The sequence below is a fragment of the Burkholderia cenocepacia genome (assembly GCF_014211915.1).
Taxonomy (GTDB): Bacteria; Pseudomonadota; Gammaproteobacteria; order Burkholderiales; family Burkholderiaceae; genus Burkholderia; species Burkholderia orbicola.
Genome location: NZ_CP060039.1, coordinates 779,779 through 800,757, shown reverse-complemented (window position 1 = coordinate 800,757; position 20,979 = coordinate 779,779). Strand labels below are relative to the sequence as shown.

Sequence of the window (20,979 nt, the reverse complement as noted above, 5' to 3'; positions counted from 1 at the left end):
GAGAAAGTGATGAACAAGGAATGGCCGATCTGGGAAGTGTTCGTGCGCAGCAAGCAAGGCCTCGACCACAAGCATTGCGGCAGCCTGCACGCCGCCGACGCGACGATGGCGCTGCGCATGGCGCGCGACGTGTACACGCGTCGCCAGGAAGGCGTGAGCATCTGGGTGGTGCCGTCGTCGGCGATCACCGCATCGGACCCGAGCGAGAAGGCCGAACTGTTCGAGCCGGCGGGCGACAAGATCTATCGTCACCCGACGTTCTATACGCTGCCCGACGAAGTCAACCACATGTAACGCCCGCGCCATGACGATCACGCCCGAACACCTCTCCTACGTGCTGCGCCTCGCGGACAATGCGCTGATCCTCGGTCAGCGCAACGCCGAATGGTGCGGCCACGGCCCGATCCTCGAGGAAGACATCGCGCTCACCAACATGAGCCTCGACCTCATCGGCCAGGCGCGCATGCTGTATACGCACGCGGCCGAGCTCGAGCGCCAGCTCACCGGCGCGACGAAGACGGAAGACGATTACGCGTACTTCCGCACCGAGCGCGAGTTCGCGAATTTCACGCTCGCCGAGTTGCCGCACTATGGCCCCGTCTCCGGTACCGCGCACGCCGACAAGGACTACGCGGTGACGATCGTGCGCAACTTCCTGTACGCGGCGCTGATGCTGCACGTATGGAGCGCGCTGGAGACGTCGACCGACACGCAGCTGGCCGCGATCGCCGCGAAATCGGTGAAGGAAACCCGCTATCACGTCCAGCATGCGCGCGAGTGGCTCGTGCGCCTCGGCGACGGCACCGACGAATCGCACCGCCGCGCGCAGGCCGCGCTCGACTACCTGATGCCGTACACGCGCGAATTCTTCGCCGCCGATGAAATCGACGACGCGATCGTCGCGGCGGGCATCGGCCCCGCACCGGCCGCGATCGAGGCCGCGTGGCGCGCGGACGTGGACGACGCACTCGCCGAAGCCACGCTCACGCCGCCTGCGCCCGTGAAACATGTGACGACCGGCAAGCAGGGCGAGCATTCGGAACACATGGGCTACCTGCTCGCCGAAATGCAGAGCCTCGCGCGCCAGCACCCCGGCGCAAGCTGGTAACCGGCCCACGCCACGGAGCCCGACGATGTCCGCCCAGACCGCCGCCCCTGTCCACGCCGCGCCCGCCGCGCACCACGACGATCCGCTGCTCGCCCGCGCGTGGGACGTGCTCGAAGCCGTGCCCGATCCGGAGATCCCGGTCGTGTCGATCCGCGAGCTCGGCATCCTGCGCGACGTCCGCCGCGCGGACGACGGCCAGCTCGAAGTCGTGATCACGCCGACCTACTCGGGCTGCCCGGCGATGTCGCAGATCGCCGAGGACATCGCCGCCGCGCTGCAGGCCGCCGATCTGCCGCCGCACCGGATCGAGACGGTGCTCGCCCCCGCGTGGACGACCGACTGGATCACGCAGGAAGCGCGCGACAAGCTGCGGGCCTACGGCATCGCGCCGCCGGTCGGCCAGTGCGGCAGCGCCGCGCCGCGGGAGAACGTCGTGCGCTTCGTGCCGCGGCCGGTCGCGGCGCCCGCCTGCCCGCGCTGCGGCTCCGCGCGCACCGAACGTCTCGCGCAATTCGCGTCCACGGCGTGCAAGGCGCTGTATCGCTGCGTCGACTGCCGCGAACCCTTCGACTACTTCAAACCCTACTGAATATGGCGACCCCGCAATTTCACCCGCTGCGTATCCGCGACGTGCGGCCCGAGACCGCCGACGCCGTGACCGTCTCGTTCGACGTGCCGCCCGAGCTGCGCGACGCGTACCGTTTCACGCAGGGCCAGTTCGTCACGCTGAAGACCCACATCGACGGCGAGGAGACGCGCCGCTCGTATTCGATCTGCGTCGGCACGACGGACTATGACCGCGACGGCGAACTGCGCATCGGCATCAAGCGCGTGCGCGGCGGCCGCTTCTCGAACTTCGCGTTCGACACGCTGAAGCCCGGCCATACGATCGACGTGATGACGCCGGACGGCCGCTTCTTCACGCACCTGAACGCCGACCACGGCAAGCAGTACGTCGCGTTTTCCGGCGGCTCGGGGATCACGCCGGTGCTCGCGATCGTGAAGACGACGCTCGAGCTCGAGCCGCGCAGCACGTTCACGCTGATCTACGGCAACCGCAGCGTCGACGCGATCATGTTCGCGGAGGAGCTCGAGGACCTGAAGAACCGCTACATGAACCGCTTCGTCCTCTATCACGTGCTGTCGGACGACCTGCAGGACGTCGAGCTGTTCAACGGCGTGCTCGACCAGGCGAAATGCGCGGAATTCCTCGCGACGCTGACGCCGGCCGACGCGATCGACGAGGCGTTCATCTGCGGCCCGGCGCCGATGATGGACGCCGCCGAAGCCGCGCTGAAAGCGGCCGGCGTGCCGCCGGCGAAGGTGCACGTCGAGCGTTTCGGCACACCGCTGCCGCAGGCCGGCACACCGGTCGTCGAGATCACCGACCAGACGCCGGCCGCCGACCTCGAAATCGTGCTCGACGGCAAGAAGCGCAAGCTGCGTCTGCCGTACGAAGGCGTGAGCCTGCTCGACGTGGGCCTGCGCGCGGGCCTCGCGCTGCCGTATGCGTGCAAGGGCGGCGTGTGCTGCACGTGCCGCGCGAAGGTGGTCGAGGGCGAAGTGCGGATGGAGAAGAACTACACGCTCGAGGAGCACGAAGTCAGGGACGGTTTCGTGCTGACGTGCCAGTGCCACCCGATCAGCGACAAGGTCGTCGTGAGCTTCGACGAACGTTGAGCGGCGTCGGACCGTCGCGACGCACCGGTTTCTCGTCGTCACACATCTCGCTTACACTAGGGGCCGCCGGCCGGCTGGACATCGCAACGTCCGCCCGGCCGGCGGTTTTCTTTTGTTGACGACAGGCCGATGAGTACCATTCATGTGATTCAGGGCGGCACCGCCGCCGCGTCGCTGCGCGAGGCCCTTGCGCAAGCCGGACGCGACGAGCGCGTCGTCGGGTTGCTCGACGATCTCGGCGTCGGGCCACTGAAGGGCGTCGACGAGACGCCCGACACGCGCGCCGCCTTCTGGCAGCACGTGCTCGGCGACCAGATTCCCGACTGGAACGCGGAAATCGAGGCCGAATTCGCACGCCTCGACCAGCTCGCGACGGATGCCGGCCAGGTCGTCGTGTGGCACGCGCCGTGCGTCGGCGACAAGCTGCTGCTGCGCCGCGTCGCCTATCACCTGCGCAACGTGCCGCAACGCCTGAACGAGGTACGGTTGTCGGCTGCCGACCTCGACGCCGCGCCGCGCGCAGCGCTGTCGCGCACTGACCAGGCGTGCTCGACCGGGATGTTCTCGCCCGCGGAACTGGCGCGCAAGCGGCCGGCGGCCGCGCCGGTCTCGGTCCTGCGCATCGGCCGCCTCGCACTCGAATGGCAGGAGGCGAAGCATCTGAACGCCGAACTGCGTTATTGGGTCAGCAACACGATCAAGAGCGGCCACTACGCCGATCTCGACGCGTTGATCGTCGCGCGCACGGCAGCCGACTGGCAGCCCGCGCGGCGCCTCGTCGGCAGCATCATGGCCGCCGCCGACCGCGGCGGCCTGTTCGTCAGCGACGCGATCGCGTGGTGGCGCTGCCGCGAACTCGCGGCGGCCGGCCGGTTCGAGCTGCAGGACGACGCGCCCGACGCCCTCTCTTCCACGCAGGTGCGCGCGGCCCGCGCCGCCGCGCACCGCTAATCTTTCGCATTCGACCATGGCCCGAACCCGAGCGCCCGACCACGAATCCCAGCGCGAGCAGATCCTCGATCTGGCCGCCGAGAAATTCGCGCAGACGAGCTACCCGAGCACGTCGATGTCCGATCTCGCGACCGCGAGCGGCACGTCGAAGGCGCGGCTCTACCACTATTACGAGAGCAAGGAAGCGATCCTGTTCGACCTGCTCGACCGCTACACGAAACGGCTGATGCTGATCATCGCAGAGGTCGAGGGCGCGAGCCAGCGGCGCGGCCTCAGCGAGCGCGACGCGTTCGCCGAACTCGTGCGTGCGTTCCTCGCCGAGTACGAGACGTCGCACAGCCGCCACGTCGCGCTGCTCAACGACGTGAAATATCTGGAGGACGCGCAGCGCGAAATCGTGCTCGATCGCCAGCGCGACATCGTCGCGGCGTTCACGCGGCAGCTCGCGCGCGCCTACCCCGACCGCATCTCGAAGGAAAACCAGACCTCCGTCACGATGATGGTGTTCGGGATGATCAACTGGACTTTCACGTGGCTGAAGCCGGGTGGGCGCCTCGGCTACCGCGACTTCGCCGAACAGGTGATCGACCTGATCGAGCGCGGGCTGTCGACGGCGGCCTGATTGCCGCGCAGCAGCATGCGTTGCGCGACGGGCACAGTTCGACCGCCCGCCGCGCATTTCATATGATGAATTTTAAATCCTTTTAAAATCAAATAGATATAGAATGAACTAAGCGGATTTAGAATTCCTCCTCAGCACAAACAACGTCAAATACGGGTTTTCCCCAACCCCGCTCGGGTAAAATGCTGTTGCATTGCACAACCCGTTTGTGCGCCCACACTGAGGAACCCACGATGAACACGCAATTCAACGGCCGTGCCGATGCTGTCGGCAAGGTCGGTACTGCGCCGGTTCTCGTCAGGGAACTGGCTTCCAAAGACCGTGAGCAGATGCTCACCCACTTTCTCTCGCTCGACGAAGAGGACCGCCTGCTGCGCTTCGGCCAGATGGTGCCCGACCATGTGATCGAGAACTATGTCCGCACGATCGATTTCGGTCGCGATACCGTGTTCGGCGTGTTCGACCACGACCTCGAACTGATCGGCGTCGGTCATCTGGCCTATCTGCCGGCCGAGGGCGACAAGCGCACGGCCGAATTCGGCGTGTCGGTGCTCGAAAGCGCGCGCGGCCGCGGCGTCGGCTCGAAGCTGTTCGAGCGCGCGGCGATCCGCAGCCGCAACACGCACGTGACGATGCTGTACATGCATTGCCTGTCGCGCAACGCGACGATGATGCACATCGCGAAGAAGTCCGGGATGCGGATCGAGTATGCGTACGGCGAAGCCGATGCGTACCTGTCGCTGCCGCCGGCCGACCACTCGACGATCATCGCCGAAATGCTGCAGGAACAGGCCGCGGTGTTCGACTACGCGATGAAGCGCCAGGCGCGCCGCACGACGAAGTTCATCGAATCGCTGATGCCCTCCGCACTGACGGCCTGACGTCGGTGGGTCGGCCAGCCGGGTTGCGCCTGCGGCGCGCCCGGCGCCCCTCCTCCCTTTCCCGCCGCGCCAGCTAGCGCACCGAACGAATCGGCAACGCCGTCGTTTCCTTGAAGCAGTCGAGCGAGAAGCTCGTTTTCACGTCGATCACCGACGGGTGATGCAGCAGATGCTCCTGCACGAAGCGGGAGAAATGCGCCATGTCCTCGACCTGTACGCGCAACAGGTAATCCATGTCGCCCGTCATCGCATGACACGCGACGACTTCCGGCCAGGTCTGCACGGCCGCGCGAAACAGCTCCGCGTGGGTCGCGCCCGCGCGGGCCGACGTCTCGTCGGCCCGCATCGGCGCAAGGCCGCCGCGCTTTTCGAGCCGCACGCTCACGTACGCGAGCAGGTCGAGCCCGAGCTTCTGCGGATTCAGCAGCGCGACGTAGCCGGTGATCACGCCCATTTCCTCGAGCCGCCGGATTCGCCGCAGGCACGGGCTCGGCGACAGGTTCACGCGCTCGGCGATCTCCTGGTTCGACAGGCGCCCGTTCTCCTGAAGAATCGCGAGAATTCGCCGATCGATGGCATCCAATTCGGCTTGCGCCATCTTCTGCCCTCCATTGATTATTTTGAGACTGGAAATTGCGCCATCGTAGGCGTGGGCGATTAAGTTCGCAAGTTTCCGCTCGCGGCCGCCCGCTACACTCTGTCGCATGTCTCGACTCGCCGCACACGCGCCTTGCGGGCGCGGCCGTCGACATCGAACCCCGCCGGGCACGCGCACGCCGCCCCGGCCGATCGCCCCGCACAGGAGACACGACATGCAGATCCCCACCTGGGACAACCCCGTCGGCACCGACGGCTTCGAATTCATCGAATACACGGCACCGGACCCGAAAGCACTCGGACAACTGTTCGAACGGATGGGTTTCACCGCGATCGCGCGCCATCGCCACAAGGACGTGACGGTGTACCGCCAGGGCGACATCAACTTCATCATCAACGCCGAACCCGATTCGTTCGCGCAACGCTTCGCGCGGCTGCACGGCCCGTCGATCTGCGCGATCGCGTTCCGCGTGCAGGACGCGGCAAAGGCGTACCAGCGCGCGCTCGAACTCGGCGCATGGGGCTTCGACAACAAGACGGGCCCGATGGAGTTGAACATCCCGGCGATCAAGGGCATCGGCGATTCGCTGATCTATTTCGTCGACCGCTGGCGCGGCAAGAACGGCGCGCAGCCGGGCGCGATCGGCGACATCAGCATCTATGACGTCGACTTCGAGCCGATTGCCGGCGCGAACCCGAATCCGGTCGGCCACGGCCTCACCTACATCGACCACCTGACGCACAACGTGCATCGCGGCCGCATGCAGGAATGGGCCGAGTTCTACGAGCGCCTGTTCAACTTCCGCGAAGTGCGCTACTTCGACATCGAAGGCAAGGTGACGGGCGTGAAGTCGAAGGCGATGACGTCGCCGTGCGGCAAGATCCGCATCCCGATCAACGAGGAAGGCTCGGACACGGCCGGCCAGATCCAGGAGTACCTGGACGCGTATCACGGCGAAGGCATCCAGCACATCGCGCTCGGCGCGAGCGACATCTACCAGGCGGTCGACGGGCTGCGCAGCAAGGAAGTGAAGCTGCTCGACACGATCGACACGTATTACGAGCTGGTCGATCGCCGCGTGCCGAACCACGGCGAATCGCTGGACGAGCTGAAGAAGCGCAAGATCCTGATCGACGGCGCGCGCGACGACCTGCTGCTGCAGATCTTCACCGAGAACCAGATCGGCCCGATCTTCTTCGAGATCATCCAGCGCAAGGGCAACCAAGGCTTCGGCGAAGGCAACTTCAAGGCGCTGTTCGAATCGATCGAACTCGACCAGATCCGTCGCGGCGTCGTGCAGGACAAGGCCTGACGCTTTCCGCCGCGCGGCGGCGGCTCCGGCCGCCGGGGCGGCCGCGCCATCCGCGCAGCGCAAAGAAAAAGGGCGGGAATCCGAAGATTCCCGCCCTTTTCATATTCCGGCGCAGCCCGCGGGCCGCGCGATCGCATCAACGCACGCTCGCCTTCGATTCGGCGGCACGCTCGGCCGACGGCTGGGCCGCGGCGTCCTGGGCCGGCACGATCTGCTGCATCTGCGCGCCGGCTGCCGCCAGTGCGCTCGCGCCTCGCGCGTGCACCGGGCCGGTCATCGAGAAAAACGCGGCGGACACGATCAGGAAACTCTGGATATGACGTGTGTTCATTGCACCTCCTGTAAAACTGCCGGCGCCTCCCCGACTGCGTCGGAACGAACCCACGCGGCCGGGCACCTCCGGCAGGCCGACAAGATTAACGGCATTTGCCCGCAGATCAACGCGGCTTTACATGCTTTTACATGATGTAACGCATCATCTCGCCCTGTTTCTCAATGTGCGGCCGCCCGTCTCTCCGCGTTGCGACCGATGGGCGGCGGGTTTGCCCCAGTGCTACCATCCCTTAAAACCGGCGAACATGCCGGCCACTGCAGACGCGTCCAAAAGATGCCGACGCAACCGAAGTTTTGGTGATCCCAGACCGGGTGGAGGAGACAGTTAATGAATGCCCCGCTAGACGCAGACCAACGCGCGTCGCTAGAAGCCGCGCTGAAGTCCGTCACGCTTGACGACAAATACACACTGGAGCGCGGCCGCGCGTACATGAGCGGCATCCAGGCCCTCGTGCGCCTGCCGATGCTCCAGCAGGAACGCGACCGCGCCGCCGGTCTCAATACGGCCGGCTTCATCTCCGGCTACCGCGGCTCGCCGCTCGGCGGCCTCGATCTGTCGCTCTGGAAAGCCAAGCAGCACCTGGCCGCCCACCAGATCGTGTTCCAGCCCGGCCTCAACGAAGATCTCGCCGCCACCGCCGTGTGGGGCTCGCAGCAGGTGAACCTGTACCCCGGCGCGAAATACGACGGCGTGTTCGGCATGTGGTACGGCAAGGGCCCGGGCGTCGACCGCACCGGCGACGTCTTCAAGCATGCGAATTCGGCCGGCTCGTCGCAGCACGGCGGCGTGCTGGTGCTCGCCGGCGACGACCACGCGGCGAAATCGTCGACGCTCGCGCACCAGTCCGAGCACATCTTCAAGGCCTGCGGGCTGCCGGTGCTGTTCCCGTCGAACGTGCAGGAATATCTCGATTTCGGCCTGCACGGCTGGGCGATGAGCCGCTACTCGGGCCTGTGGGTCGCGCTCAAGTGCGTGACGGACGTCGTCGAATCGTCGGCGTCGGTCGATATCGACCCGCATCGCACCGAGATCGTGCTGCCGACCGATTTCATCCTGCCGGAAGGCGGGCTGAACATCCGCTGGCCCGATCCACCGCTCGTGCAGGAAGCACGGCTGCTCGACTACAAGTGGTACGCGGCGCTCGCCTACGTGCGGGCGAACAAGCTCGACCGGATCGAGATCGATTCGCCGCACGCGCGCTTCGGGATCATGACCGGCGGCAAGGCGTACCTGGACGTGCGCCAGGCGCTGACCGACCTCGGGCTCGACGACGAGACGTGTGCGCGGATCGGCATCCGCCTGTACAAGGTCGGCTGCGTGTGGCCGCTCGAAGCGCAGGGCGCGCAAGCATTCGCGCGCGGCCTCGACGAAATCCTGGTGGTCGAGGAAAAGCGCCAGATCCTCGAATACGCGATCAAGGAAGAGCTGTACAACTGGCCCGACGCGCAACGCCCGCGCGTGTTCGGCAAGTTCGACGAGAAGGATGGCGCCGGCGGCGAATGGTCGGTGCCGATGGGCAACTGGCTGCTGCCCGCGCACTACGAGCTGTCGCCGGCGATCATCGCGAAGGCGATCGCGACGCGGCTCGAGAAGTTCGAATTGCCGTCCGACGTGCGCGCGCGCATCGCCGCGCGGCTCGCGGTGATCAACGCGAAGGAAATGGCGCTCGCGAAGCCGCACGTGCAGACCGAGCGCAAACCGTGGTTCTGCTCGGGCTGCCCGCACAACACGTCGACCAACGTGCCGGAAGGCTCGCGCGCGATCGCCGGGATCGGCTGCCACTACATGACCGTCTGGATGGACCGCAGCACGAGCACCTTCAGCCAGATGGGCGGCGAAGGCGTGCCGTGGATCGGCCAGGCGCCGTTTACCGACGAAAAGCACGTGTTCGCGAACCTCGGCGACGGCACCTATTTCCACTCGGGCCTGCTGGCCGTGCGCGCGGCGATTTCGTCGAAGGCGAACATCACCTACAAGATCCTCTACAACGACGCGGTCGCGATGACGGGCGGCCAGCCGGTCGACGGCGTGCTGACGGTGCCGCAGATCACGCACCAGCTCGCGTCCGAAGGCGCGAAGAAGATCGTGATCGTCACCGACGAGCCGGAGAAGTACGACAGCCGGAAGGCGCTGCTCGCGCCCGGCGTGACGATCCATCACCGCGACCAGCTCGACGATGTGCAGCGCGAGCTGCGCGAGATCGAAGGCACGACGATCCTGATCTACGACCAGACCTGCGCGACCGAGAAGCGCCGCCGCCGCAAACGCGGCACGTATCCGGACCCGGCGAAACGCGTCGTGATCAACGACGCGGTGTGCGAAGGCTGCGGCGACTGCTCGGTGCAGTCGAACTGCCTGTCGGTCGAGCCGCTGGAAACCGAATTCGGCACGAAGCGCCAGATCAACCAGTCGAGCTGCAACAAGGACTTTTCGTGCGTGAAGGGGTTCTGCCCGAGCTTCGTCACGGTCGAGGGCGGCCAGTTGAAGAAGCCGAAGGCGGTGTCGGTCGACGGCAGCGCATTGCCGCCGATTCCGGAACCGACGCTGCCGGCGATCGATCGCGCGTACGGCGTGCTCGTCACCGGCGTGGGCGGCACGGGCGTCGTCACGATCGGCGCGCTGCTCGGGATGGCCGCGCATCTGGAAAACAAGGGCGTGACCGTGCTCGACGTCACCGGCCTCGCGCAGAAAGGCGGCGCCGTGATGAGCCACGTGCAGATCTCGCACGCGCCGACCGACATCCATGCGACGCGGATCGCGATGGGCGAAGCCGATCTCGTAATCGGTTGCGATGCGATCGTCACGGCCGGCGACGAGTGCACGTCGCGGATGCGCCACGACACGACGCGGGTGGTCGTCAACAGCGCGCAGACACCGACCGCCGAGTTCATCAAGAACCCGAACTGGGCGTTCCCGGGCCTGTCCGCCGAGAACGACATCCGCGCGGCGGCCGGTGTTGCGGTCGACTTCATCGACGCGAACCGCTTCGCGGTCGCGCTGCTCGGCGACGCGATCTACACGAACCCGTTCGTGCTCGGCTACGCGTGGCAGAAAGGCTGGCTGCCGCTGACGCTCGCGTCGCTCGAACGCGCGATCGAGCTGAACGCGGTGTCGGTCGAGAAGAACCGTGCGGCGTTCGACTGGGGCCGCCGCGCCGCGTACGACCTCGCCAGCGTGAAGCAGGCGGCGGCCGGCGACGCCCGCCCCGCGCAAGGCGCCACGGTGATCTCGCTGCACACGAAGAAGGCGGTCGACGCGCTGATCGCGAAGCGCGTGGAGTTCCTCACCGCGTACCAGAACGCCGCGTACGCGTCGCGTTATGCGGCGTTCGTCGACAAGGTGCGCGCCGCCGAGCGTGCGCTGGCGGACGGCGACACGGTGCAGGAGCCGCTGACCGAAGCGGTCGCGCGCAACCTGTTCAAGCTGATGGCGTACAAGGACGAGTACGAGGTCGCGCGGCTGCAGTCCGACCCCGCGTTCCTCGCGCGCCTGACCGCGCAGTTCGAAGGCGACTGGAAGCTGAAATTCCACCTCGCGCCGCCGCTGTTCGCGAAGACGGACGCCCACGGCCATCTCGTGAAGAAGGCGTACGGCCCGTGGATGATGTCGGCGTTCCGGCTGCTCGCGAAGGCGAAGTTCCTGCGCGGCACGGGGCTCGACCCGTTCGGCCGCACCGCGGAGCGCCGCACCGAACGCGCGCTGATCGGCGAGTACGAAACGCTGATCGACGAGGTGCTGACCCGGCTGAACGCGGCCAACCGCCCGCTCGCACTCGAACTCGCGGCGCTGCCGGACGGCATTCGCGGCTACGGCCACGTGAAGGAGAACAACCTGCGCGCGGTGCGGCAGAAGTGGGACACGCTGCTGGCGAAGTGGCGTTCGCCGGCAGGCGGGCAGTCGCACCAGCAGGTCGCGTAAGGGCGCGCGCGGCGGACGTTCGCGGTCTGGACGTCCTTTCCGCGCCACCGTCGCCCTTACGGTTCACGAAAAAAAAACGCCACGGAACGCAGGTTCCGTGGCGTTTTTCATTGCGCCGCGAGTAACGCGCGGCACACGCGGGCGTGGACTTACTTCGTGTTCACGTTCGCGGCGGCAACAGCCGTCATGTTGATGATCCGGCGCACGGTCGCGGCCGGCGTCAGGATGTGGACCGGCTTGGCCGCGCCGAGCAGGAACGGGCCGACCGTCACGCCTTCGCCGCCGACCATCTTCAGCAGGTTGTACGCGATGTTCGCCGCTTCGACGTTCGGCATGATCAGCAGGTTCGCTTCGCCCGACAGCGTCGTGCCCGGGAACGCCTGCTTGCGGATCAGTTCCGACAGTGCCGCGTCGCCGTGCATTTCGCCGTCGACTTCGAGGTTCGGCGCACGTTCGACGATCAGCTTGCGGGCCTCGGCCATCCGGCGCGACGACGCCGACGGCGCGCTGCCGAAGTTCGAGTTCGACAGCAGCGCGGCCTTCGGCGCGATGCCGAAGCGCTCGATCTCGGCCGCGGCCTGGATCGTCATGTCGGCGAGCTGGTCGGCGCTCGGCAGTTCGTTCACGTACGTGTCGCACACGAACAGGTTGCGGCCCGGCAGCATCAGCAGGTTCATCGCGGCGAAGTGCTCGGCGCCCTTCGCGCGGCCCAGCACCTGCTCGATGAACTTCAGGTGGCTGTGGAACGTGTCGATCATCCCGCAGATCATCCCGTCCGCATCGCCCAGATGGACGAGCATCGCGCCGATCAGCGTGTTGAACTTGCGCATCGCGGCCTTCGCGACTTCCGGCGTCACGCCGTCGCGCGCGCCGATCTCCTGATACGCCTGCCAGTAGCGGTGGTAGCGCGCATCGTCTTCCGGATCGACGATTTCGAAATCGACGCCGGCCTTCAGCTTCGAGCCGATCTTCTGCAAGCGCATGTCGACGACCGACGGACGGCCGACGATGATCGGCTTGGCGATCTTTTCCAGCAGCACGAACTGCGCGGCGCGCAGCACGCGCTCGTCCTCGCCTTCGGCGAACACGATGCGGGCCTCCTTCTGCTTCGCGGCCGCGAACACCGGGCGCATCACCATGCCGGTGCGGTAGACGGTCGCGCCGAGCTGCTCGCGGTACGCGTCCATGTCCTGGATCGGGCGCGTGGCGACGCCCGAATCCATCGCGGCTTGAGCCACGGCCGGCGCGATCTTGATGATCAGGCGCGGGTCGAACGGCTTCGGAATCAGGTAGTCCGGCCCGAATTCGAGCGAATGGCCTTCATACGCCTTCGCTACTTCCTCGCTCTGGTCGGTTTCCTCGGCCAGCTCGGCGATCGCGCGCACGCACGCGAGCTTCATTTCTTCCGTGATCGTCGTCGCGCCGACGTCGAGCGCGCCACGGAAGATGAACGGGAAGCACAGCACGTTGTTGACCTGGTTCGGGTAGTCCGAACGGCCGGTCGCGACGATCGCGTCCGGGCGCACGGCCTTCGCGTCTTCCGGGCGGATTTCCGGTTCCGGGTTCGCGAGCGCCAGGATCAGCGGGCGCTCGCCCATCGTCTTGACCATGTCCTGCTTCAGCACGCCCGCGCTCGAGCAGCCGAGGAACACGTCCGCGCCGACGATCGCGTCGGCGAGCGCGCGCGCGTCGGTGTTCGCCGCATAGCGCTGCTTCGACGGATCGAGGTTGCCGCGCCCTTCGTAGATCACGCCCTTCGAATCGGCGACGAGGATGTTCGACTTCGTGAGGCCGAGGTTCACCAGCAGGTCCAGGCACGCGATCGCCGCCGCGCCCGCGCCCGAACACACGAGCTTCACTTCCGACAGCTTCTTGCCGACGACCTTCAGGCCGTTCAGGATCGCGGCCGACGCGATGATCGCGGTGCCGTGCTGGTCGTCGTGGAAAACGGGAATCTTCATGCGCTCGCGCAGCTTCTGCTCGATGTAGAAGCACTCCGGCGCCTTGATGTCCTCGAGGTTGATGCCGCCGAGCGTCGGCTCGAGCATTGCGATCGCCTCGACGAGCTTGTCGGGGTCCGACTCCGACAGTTCGATGTCGAACACGTCGATGCCCGCGAATTTCTTGAAGAGGCAGCCCTTGCCTTCCATCACCGGCTTCGCGGCCAGCGGGCCGATGTTGCCGAGGCCGAGCACGGCGGTGCCGTTCGTGATGACGCCGACGAGGTTGCCGCGCGACGTGTACTTCTGCGCGTCGAGCGGATCGGCGTGGATCGCCTCGCACGCAGCGGCGACGCCGGGCGAATACGCGAGCGACAGATCGAGCTGGTTCGACAGCGGCTTGGTGGGGGTCACCGAAATCTTGCCGGGTTTCGGATTCAGGTGATAAGCGAGAGCGGCCTGCTTCAGTTGTTCGTCCATGATTGACCTGCGAGAGACATGCGAAATATTGACGACTCAGTACACAGCACCTTCGGCCGCGTCTGCTTGAACCGAGGGGATGGTCGACTGCGAGACGGCCCGCGACGCGCCGGATCGGCACGCCATCGAACCTTGGCGGATGGCAAGAGGAAGGTCCAAAGTACTGAACGATTTCTTAGGGCCGCCTAGTGTACACCCCCTAAATGACCTCCGTTGGTGCACTGCCGCATCCCCGGCATCAGCATCGGACGGTCGTGCCCCGTTTGTTTCGCCGGTGGTGAGCGGCATGGCGAACCCGCGCGAATTCCGCCGAAAACGGGCCTGAATCGGGTAAAATAGCGGGCTACGCGCGCAGCGATGCGATTGGTCCGCCGATCGCGCCCCGGCCCTTCGGGCAGGTTCCCCTTGCTGCGCCACCGGGCCCGCGCCCGCTCCTCGCTCATCACCCAAGGAATGCCCATGACAGGCTACGATCGTCAGTCGATCTCGGATACGACCGCCAAAATCCTGCTCGAAGTGCAGGCGGTGCACTTCAATGCCGAAAAACCGTTCATCTTCACGTCCGGCTGGGCAAGCCCCGTCTATATCGACTGCCGCAAGCTGATCTCGTATCCGCGCGTGCGCCGTGCGCTGATGGAAATGGCGGAAACGACGATCACGCGCGACATCGGCTTCGAGCAGATCGATGCGGTGGCGGGCGGCGAGACGGCCGGCATCCCGTTCGCGGCCTGGATCGCGGACCGGATGATGGTGCCGATGCAGTACGTGCGTAAAAAGCCGAAGGGTTTCGGCCGCAACGCGCAGATCGAAGGCCATCTGGAAGAAGGCTCGCGCGTGCTGCTGGTGGAAGACCTGACCACCGACAGCCGCAGCAAGATCAACTTCGTCAACGCGCTGCGCACCGCGGGCGCGACGGTGAACCACTGCTTCGTGCTGTTCCACTACGACATCTTCAAGGAAAGCGTGTCGGTCCTGAAGGACATCGACGTCGACCTGCACGCGCTCGCGACGTGGTGGGACGTGCTGCGCGTCGCGAAGGCGTCGGGCTACTTCGAGACGAAGACGCTCGACGAAGTCGAGAAATTCCTGCACGCACCGGCTGAGTGGTCGGCCGCGCACGGCGGCGCGACGGCCCCGAAGGAATGACGCCACGCCGGCACGCGTGCCGGCGCACTGGCCAAGAAAACCGCCTGCTTGATCGCAGGCGGTTTTTTTTCGTCCGTCGACCGGCGCGCTGACCGATCGCAATCGCGCGCGACGGCGGGCGTCGCTCATCGAACCCTAATGCTAGACTTGATCCATCGCCGCCCTCAGCGCTGCGGGCAACACACAACGCCAACAATGCCGGGCGGTTCGGCCCGGCCCACGTGACGGGAGAAGCGCCATATGCGTGTGGATCGCCGGATCACTCCGCCTGCGCCATCGGGTCGCCCTTCTCCGTTTCTCCTCTCCGCCCTCCTGTGCGCCGCCGTTTTCGCGGCGCTGCCCGCGCGTGCCGAAGGCCCGTTCACCGTGACGAGCGACGACCTGACGCCCGGCGCGCGCGTGCGGCTCGCGAACGTGTTCGACCGCGGCGACTGCAAGGGCGCGAACCGCTCGCCGCAACTCGCATGGCACAACCCGCCGCCCGGCACGCGCGGCTATGCGGTCACGATCTTCGATCCCGACGCGCCCGGGCACGGCTGGTGGCACTGGGCCGTCGCGGGCATCCCGGCGACCGTCACGAGCCTGCCGGCCGACGCCAGCGCCTCCGGCTTCCTGCGCCGCATCGGCGCGAGCGAGGCGCGCAACGACTACGGACTCGACGGTTACGGCGGCCCGTGCCCGCCGCCCGGCAAGCCGCATCGCTACGTGATCACCGTCTACGCGCTGAAAGGCACCGACCTGCGCGTCTCGCAGGGGCGCCCCGCGCCGATGTTCGAACACGAGATCGGCACGCTCGCGATCGGCACCGCGCAACTCACGGTCACTTACGGGCCGTAACCGCGTCCTGCCGCCCGTAGCGGGTCGCGATTGCCCGCGCCCGCGAATTTCTGTGCGCTGCCTGCGCACATTTTTCCCGTCATTTCGGCTTGCTAAACTCGGTTGCACCGGTCGCGGCATCCCGCCGCGCATCCGGCGCGCCGCCCGAGTACGGCGCGCGACGCGGCGAGCCTGCGGTCCGCCGTTCCCGTCCCTTTCCGGAGAACGCTTCATGTCGAACATCGTCATCGTCTATCACAGCGGCTACGGTCACACGCAGAAACTGGCCGAAGCCGTGCTCGCGGGTGCGCAGGATGCCGGCGCCACCGCACGCCTCATCGCCGTCGGCGAGCTCGACGACGCGGGCTGGGCCGCGCTCGACGCGGCGGACGCGATCGTCTTCGGCGCGCCGACCTACATGGGCGGACCGTCCGCGCAGTTCAAGCAGTTCGCCGATGCCACGTCGAAACCGTGGTTTACGCAGAAATGGAAGGACAAGATCGCCGCGGGCTTCACGAACTCCGCGACGATGAACGGCGACAAGTTCTCGACGATTCAGTATTTCGTCACGCTGGCGATGCAACATGGGATGGTGTGGGTCGGCACGGGCATGATGCCGGCCAACTCGAAGGCGGCCACGCGCAACGACATCAACTACGTCGGCGGCTTCACGGGCCTGCTCGCGCAGTCGCCGGCGGACGCCACGCCCGACGAAGGCCCGCTGCCCGGCGATCTCGACACCGCAAAGGCGTTCGGCCAACGCGTCGCCGCGGCGACGGCGCGCTGGGTGGCCGGCGGCCGCTGAAGCACCACCGGCCGGCCGTTCGTTCGCGCCGCCGTTCGCGCGGCAAACGGGTGCCGGCCGCGTCAAACGGACACCAGGACGGCCCGCGGGCCGTCTTTTTTCGCCCCGCGCGGTGCAGTGCCGCCGGATGACGTCTTAAAATGGCGGTTTCAGGGCGCCGCGGCTCCCGTTTCATTCAGTGAGAGCGAAATGAGCACCAAAGTTTTTGTCGACGGCCAGGAAGGCACGACCGGCCTCAAGATCTTCGAATACCTGTCGGCACGCAGCGACATCGAGATCCTGCGCATCGATGAAGCGAAGCGCAAGGACGTCGACGAGCGCCGCCGCCTGATCAACGCGTCGGACGTCACGTTCCTGTGCCTGCCGGACGTCGCGTCGCGCGAATCCGCATCGCTCGTCGAGAATCCGAACACCACGCTGATCGACGCGAGCACCGCGTTCCGCACGAATGCCGACTGGGCGTACGGCCTGCCGGAGCTGACCCGCGCGCAGCGCGAGAAGATTCGTACGTCGAAGCGCATCGCGGTGCCCGGCTGCCACGCATCGGCGTTCGTGCTCGCGATGCGTCCGCTCGTCGATGCGGGCATCGTCGCGCCGACGTTCGCCGCGCACAGCTACTCGATCACCGGCTACAGCGGCGGCGGCAAGTCGATGATCGCCGAGTACGAAAGCGCCGCGCCGGGCGGCAAGCTCGCGAGCCCGCGTCCGTACGCGCTCGGCCTCGCGCACAAGCACCTGCCGGAAATGGCCGCGCACACGGGCCTCGCGAACGCGCCGATCTTCACGCCGATCGTCGGCCCGTTCCTGAAGGGCCTCGCGGTGACGACCTACTTCACCCCCGAGCAGCTCGCGAAGCGCGCGACGCCGCAGGACGTGCAGCGCGTGTTCGCCGAGTACTACGCGGACGAGGCGTTCGTGCGCGTCGCACCGTTCGACGCGGAAGCCAACCTCGACGGCGGCTTCTTCGACGTGCAGGCGAACAACGACACGAACCGCGTCGACCTGTTCGTGTTCGGCAACGCGGAGCGCTTCGTCACCGTCGCGCGCCTCGACAACCTCGGCAAGGGCGCGTCGGGCGCCGCGATCCAGTGCATGAACCTCAACATCGGCGCGGCCGAGGACGCGGGCCTCAAACGCTGATTCAGCATCGCATGCCATGCAAAGCCGGCCACTGGCCGGCTTTTTATTTACCCGTATCAGGCAATATATAAAAACACCGGATCGCGCCTTTACAAATATTTACAAGCTTTCCATTGCGCGATTACAAATGAATTAATCCAGCCCCTCCTCATCCAGTCAATCCCGAATAGGGATAAACCGGATATCCGTCGATTTAAACACTGCCGTTATACGCAGGAAGGCGCTGCGAGAGCGTGCCTGGCGTCGCGCATCCCCCACTCCGGCAGCTTTCGGCAGCCTGTCTCGCGTTTAAATTCTTACTCATTTCCTTATCGGGCAAGGATTCAAATCACAGCTCCCGTTTCAATCGCCTTTTTTAGACGGGTTCATCAATTGACAGCAAAAACCCAGGCAGCGACATTAGCTCGCACAATTAAACGATTGGAGACAGCGGCATGTCGCACGCCTTATCGAAGGGGGTGGCAACGGCCTTTGCCATTGCCCCTTTCCTGGTTGCATGTGGTGGGGGGACTCCGGCGGCGCACTCGCGCCGATCAATGCGCCCCAATGTTCCGGCTCGAGTTGCGGCACGCAAGGGCAGCCGCCTTCGCAGCCCATCAACGGCGCACTGTGCCCGGCCAACGCGGATATCGTGAAGAGCACGTATCTCGGCGGCGCGGGGAGCGGCGAGATCGTCAGCGTCAACATCGACGCGGTCGCGATGACGTACACGCTCAAGTGGCTCGAATCGCCGATTCCGCTGAAGACCGGCACCGTCACGCCGAGCCGCGTCGGCACGACCATCACCGGCAAGGTCATCCACCCGCCGACCGGCACGCTGCCGACCGCCGAGCAGACGCGCTGCGCGTTCGTCCTCACACCGGGCACCGGCCCCGCGCCGGACGGCTCGACCTATTCGACGGCCGCCGACTTCAACCAGGCGAACCCGCCGATGCTGCTGGTCGGCATGGGCGTGGCGGGCGGCGGCATTCCCGGCGCGACGATCCAGTACGACGGGCTGACGATCATCCCGGGCGTCGTGCAGAACGTCGGCCAGGTGCCGAACCGTCACTTCGACTTCTATCCGTTCCTCGGCTTCGCGAACACGACGACCGACCTCTCGAAGCTGCCGGGCACGTACAACGCGCTGCTCTATCACCTCGTGCCGTCGGGCAACTACGCGACGAAGGGCTCGAACTCGAGCGAGACGTTCGACGCGAACGGCGCGTGCACGTCGAGCGGGTCGGGCGGCTGCCAGACCACCGGCGATCCGTGGAAGACGAGCGCGAACGGCGGCTACTTCGACAGCACCAAGGCGCCGCAGACGCTGCCGCAGACGCAACTGCCGATCGTCGGCGCGACCGGCAAGTCGGCGACCGCGCACATGGTGATCGGCCAGCTCAACGGCGCGACGGTGCCGGTGATCGTGCGCACGGGCAACGTGAACCTCGGCACGCCGCCGCTGCACCTCGACGCGCAGGTCGACGACGAATCGGGCATCGCGGTGCTCGGCGCGGCGACGGCCGTGACGTCGGGCACGATCGACGGCGGCTACGCGGGCGCGGACTCGAACTTCAAGTACACGGCCGCGCTGATCCGCGGCAGCAACGCGTCGTTCATCAACCCGTCCACGCAGGCCGAGGAAGACGGCTTCACGCTCGACTACGGCCAGACGACGCCGGGCCTGCTGAACGCGAAGACCACCCCGCCGAGCGGCGCGAGCTACCCGTCCGCATCGGGCGTGGTGATCGCGACGGGCGGCCTGTATGCGGCGCTGATCCAGGGCACGGTGAACGGCGGCGTCACGTCGACGTCGGCGAATTCGACGACGTCGTCGACCCCGTACTTCGGCGTGGGCGCGCAGATCAGCAAGTAGCGATCGAGGACGCGGCGGCCGGCCTGCCGCCGCGGATGGCAGGGAAGGCACGAAGGCGCTCGGCACGGCGCAGGCAGGACGAGTACGACCAACAGAAGCGGCCGACAGGGAGCTGGCCGCCGCACAAAGACAAATCTGGAGGAGCAACATGAAGCGCAACCTCATTCTGGCGGCGGCCCTTGCCGCCCCCCTTCTTTCCGCATGCGGCGGCGGTAGCGACAATCCGCCCCCGCTCGTCGAAGACCGGCTTTGCCCCGCCACGCTCGACTACAACACCGTGTTTACGGGCGGCGCGGGCAGCGGCGAACTCGCGAAGGTCCAGCTCGACACGACCAAGATGACCTGGCAGGTCACCTATGTCGAATCGGCGGTGCCGCAAAAGACCGGCACCGTCACGCCGACGCGCGCGGGCACCGTCGACAGCGGCACGCTCACGCAGGAAACGCTGCTGCCGACCAACAAGCTGAACCAGTGCGCGTTCCGCCTGAACGGCGCGAGCCTCGACGCGTCGCGTCCGGCGCGCATCTTCGTCGGCTTCGGCGTCGCCGGCGGCACGATTCCCGGCAAGGAGATCCAGTTCGACGGCGTGCTCGGCCAGGCCGCGGTGCCCGACACGAAATTCCCGTACTACCCGTTCATCGGCTTCTCGTCGATCGAAACCGACATCACGAAGGTCGCGGGCACGTACAGCCACATCGGCTTCGGCGAAGTGCCGTCGCAGAAATTCGGGCCGGCGTCGATCGACGCGAAGGTGACGATCAACGCGGACGGCACCTGGACCAAGTGCGACACGACCGGCCAGTTCGCCGGCGGCGCGTGCGCGCAGCAGGGCACGAACTTCGTGCAGTCGGCCGACGGCAGCGGCGCGTTCCAGTCGAACAACTACGCGAGCCAGTTGAAGCCGACGCTGTCGGCCACGCCGCAGGGCAAGGGCTTCATGATCGTCGGCAAGCTGCGTAACCAGCTCGTGCCGATCCTCGTGCGCACGGGGGTCGCGAACCCGAACCCGACGCCGGACAGCAACGGCGTGCCGGGCCTGACCGCCGACGACGAATCGAGCATCTCGATCCTCGCGCCGCAGACGGCCGTCGCGGCCGGCTCGCAGAACGGCGAGTACATCGGCGTCGACAGCCAGTTCGATTACCGGACCACCGCGCTGATCGACAAGCAGGCCACGCTGCTCGATCCGTTCCAGCCGTCGCAGGCGTCGCTCGCGACCGCGCTCGACCTCGACTACACGCAGAAGGTGCCGGGCACGGTCACGACGATCCACACGGGTTCGGGCAGCACGTCGCCGACCGGCAAGTTCATCTTCTCGGGTGGCGTGTTCGGTTTCCTCGACAACGCCGGATCGACGCCGTATTTCACGATCGGCGCATTCGTCCAGTAAGCG

General features: G+C 66.5%; 17 protein-coding genes and 1 pseudogene. 15 read left to right on the top strand and 3 right to left on the bottom strand.

All coding sequences use genetic code 11. The annotated features are described in order from the left end of the window. The first annotated feature begins 9 nt into the window (after positions 1–9). The 7 genes from paaB to SY91_RS03690 all read left to right on the top strand — a co-directional run bounded on the left by paaB (position 10) and on the right by SY91_RS03690 (position 5,242). A complete protein-coding gene (paaB, locus tag SY91_RS03720; protein WP_006482881.1) occupies positions 10–294 on the top strand; it encodes a 1,2-phenylacetyl-CoA epoxidase subunit PaaB in 285 nt (94 codons plus the stop codon). A 10-nt stretch (positions 295–304) separates the two neighbouring features. After that, complete coding sequence (gene paaC / locus SY91_RS03715) at positions 305–1,108, top strand: 1,2-phenylacetyl-CoA epoxidase subunit PaaC (RefSeq protein WP_023476808.1); 804 nt, start codon at positions 305–307, stop codon at positions 1,106–1,108. Between the two features lie 25 nt (positions 1,109–1,133). Continuing rightward, positions 1,134–1,697 carry a 1,2-phenylacetyl-CoA epoxidase subunit PaaD gene (paaD, locus tag SY91_RS03710; RefSeq protein ID WP_023476807.1) on the top strand — a complete coding sequence of 188 codons (564 nt, stop codon included), beginning with the start codon at positions 1,134–1,136 and terminating at the stop codon, positions 1,695–1,697. A 2-nt stretch (positions 1,698–1,699) separates the two neighbouring features. Beyond that, complete coding sequence (gene paaE, locus SY91_RS03705; protein WP_023476806.1) at positions 1,700–2,788, top strand: 1,2-phenylacetyl-CoA epoxidase subunit PaaE; 1,089 nt, start codon at positions 1,700–1,702, stop codon at positions 2,786–2,788. Between the two features lie 129 nt (positions 2,789–2,917). Continuing rightward, a complete protein-coding gene (locus SY91_RS03700) occupies positions 2,918–3,739 on the top strand; it encodes a DUF1835 domain-containing protein (protein WP_043887835.1) in 822 nt (273 codons plus the stop codon). Positions 3,740–3,755: 16 nt separating this feature from the next. Next, the gene (locus SY91_RS03695) at positions 3,756–4,361 is read left to right on the top strand and encodes a TetR/AcrR family transcriptional regulator (RefSeq protein WP_006482923.1); all 606 of its coding nucleotides are present in this window, start codon (positions 3,756–3,758) and stop codon (positions 4,359–4,361) included. 233 nt (positions 4,362–4,594) lie between these two features. Beyond that, positions 4,595–5,242, top strand: a complete 648-nt coding sequence (locus SY91_RS03690) for a GNAT family N-acetyltransferase (RefSeq protein WP_023476804.1) — start codon at positions 4,595–4,597, stop codon at positions 5,240–5,242. Positions 5,243–5,315: 73 nt separating this feature from the next. Here SY91_RS03690 and SY91_RS03685 read toward each other — a convergent pair whose 3' ends face one another. Then, complete coding sequence (locus SY91_RS03685) at positions 5,316–5,840, bottom strand: Lrp/AsnC family transcriptional regulator (RefSeq protein ID WP_011546655.1); 525 nt, start codon at positions 5,838–5,840, stop codon at positions 5,316–5,318. A gap of 214 nt (positions 5,841–6,054) precedes the next feature. Between SY91_RS03685 and hppD the strand changes: the two genes are divergently transcribed. After that, entirely contained in the window at positions 6,055–7,152 is a 1,098-nt protein-coding gene (gene hppD, locus SY91_RS03680) for a 4-hydroxyphenylpyruvate dioxygenase (RefSeq protein ID WP_006477405.1), read from the top strand. Between the two features lie 136 nt (positions 7,153–7,288). Here hppD and SY91_RS03675 read toward each other — a convergent pair whose 3' ends face one another. Then, entirely contained in the window at positions 7,289–7,483 is a 195-nt protein-coding gene (locus tag SY91_RS03675) for a hypothetical protein (protein ID WP_023476803.1), read from the bottom strand. Between the two features lie 330 nt (positions 7,484–7,813). Here SY91_RS03675 and SY91_RS03670 point away from each other — a divergent pair, with 330 nt between their 5' ends. Beyond that, on the top strand, positions 7,814–11,404 hold the full coding sequence (locus SY91_RS03670) for an indolepyruvate ferredoxin oxidoreductase family protein (RefSeq protein ID WP_185921080.1): 3,591 nt from the start codon (positions 7,814–7,816) through the stop codon (positions 11,402–11,404). A gap of 149 nt (positions 11,405–11,553) precedes the next feature. Here SY91_RS03670 and SY91_RS03665 read toward each other — a convergent pair whose 3' ends face one another. Next, positions 11,554–13,824 carry an NADP-dependent malic enzyme gene (locus tag SY91_RS03665; RefSeq protein ID WP_185921079.1) on the bottom strand — a complete coding sequence of 757 codons (2,271 nt, stop codon included), beginning with the start codon at positions 13,822–13,824 and terminating at the stop codon, positions 11,554–11,556. A gap of 459 nt (positions 13,825–14,283) precedes the next feature. Between SY91_RS03665 and SY91_RS03660 the strand changes: the two genes are divergently transcribed. The 6 genes and pseudogenes from SY91_RS03660 to SY91_RS03635 all read left to right on the top strand — a co-directional run bounded on the left by SY91_RS03660 (position 14,284) and on the right by SY91_RS03635 (position 20,976). Continuing rightward, positions 14,284–14,970, top strand: a complete 687-nt coding sequence (locus SY91_RS03660; RefSeq protein WP_011546659.1) for an orotate phosphoribosyltransferase — start codon at positions 14,284–14,286, stop codon at positions 14,968–14,970. A gap of 240 nt (positions 14,971–15,210) precedes the next feature. Continuing rightward, complete coding sequence (locus tag SY91_RS03655; protein ID WP_124476690.1) at positions 15,211–15,807, top strand: YbhB/YbcL family Raf kinase inhibitor-like protein; 597 nt, start codon at positions 15,211–15,213, stop codon at positions 15,805–15,807. A gap of 211 nt (positions 15,808–16,018) precedes the next feature. After that, entirely contained in the window at positions 16,019–16,591 is a 573-nt protein-coding gene (locus SY91_RS03650) for a flavodoxin family protein (protein ID WP_012327743.1), read from the top strand. 189 nt (positions 16,592–16,780) lie between these two features. Next, a complete protein-coding gene (gene argC / locus SY91_RS03645) occupies positions 16,781–17,731 on the top strand; it encodes an N-acetyl-gamma-glutamyl-phosphate reductase (protein WP_124592179.1) in 951 nt (316 codons plus the stop codon). Positions 17,732–18,165: 434 nt separating this feature from the next. After that, positions 18,166–19,586: pseudogene (locus SY91_RS03640) on the top strand (DUF2957 domain-containing protein). A 148-nt stretch (positions 19,587–19,734) separates the two neighbouring features. Further along, complete coding sequence (locus SY91_RS03635; RefSeq protein ID WP_011694100.1) at positions 19,735–20,976, top strand: DUF2957 domain-containing protein; 1,242 nt, start codon at positions 19,735–19,737, stop codon at positions 20,974–20,976. Positions 20,977–20,979 lie beyond the last annotated feature (3 nt).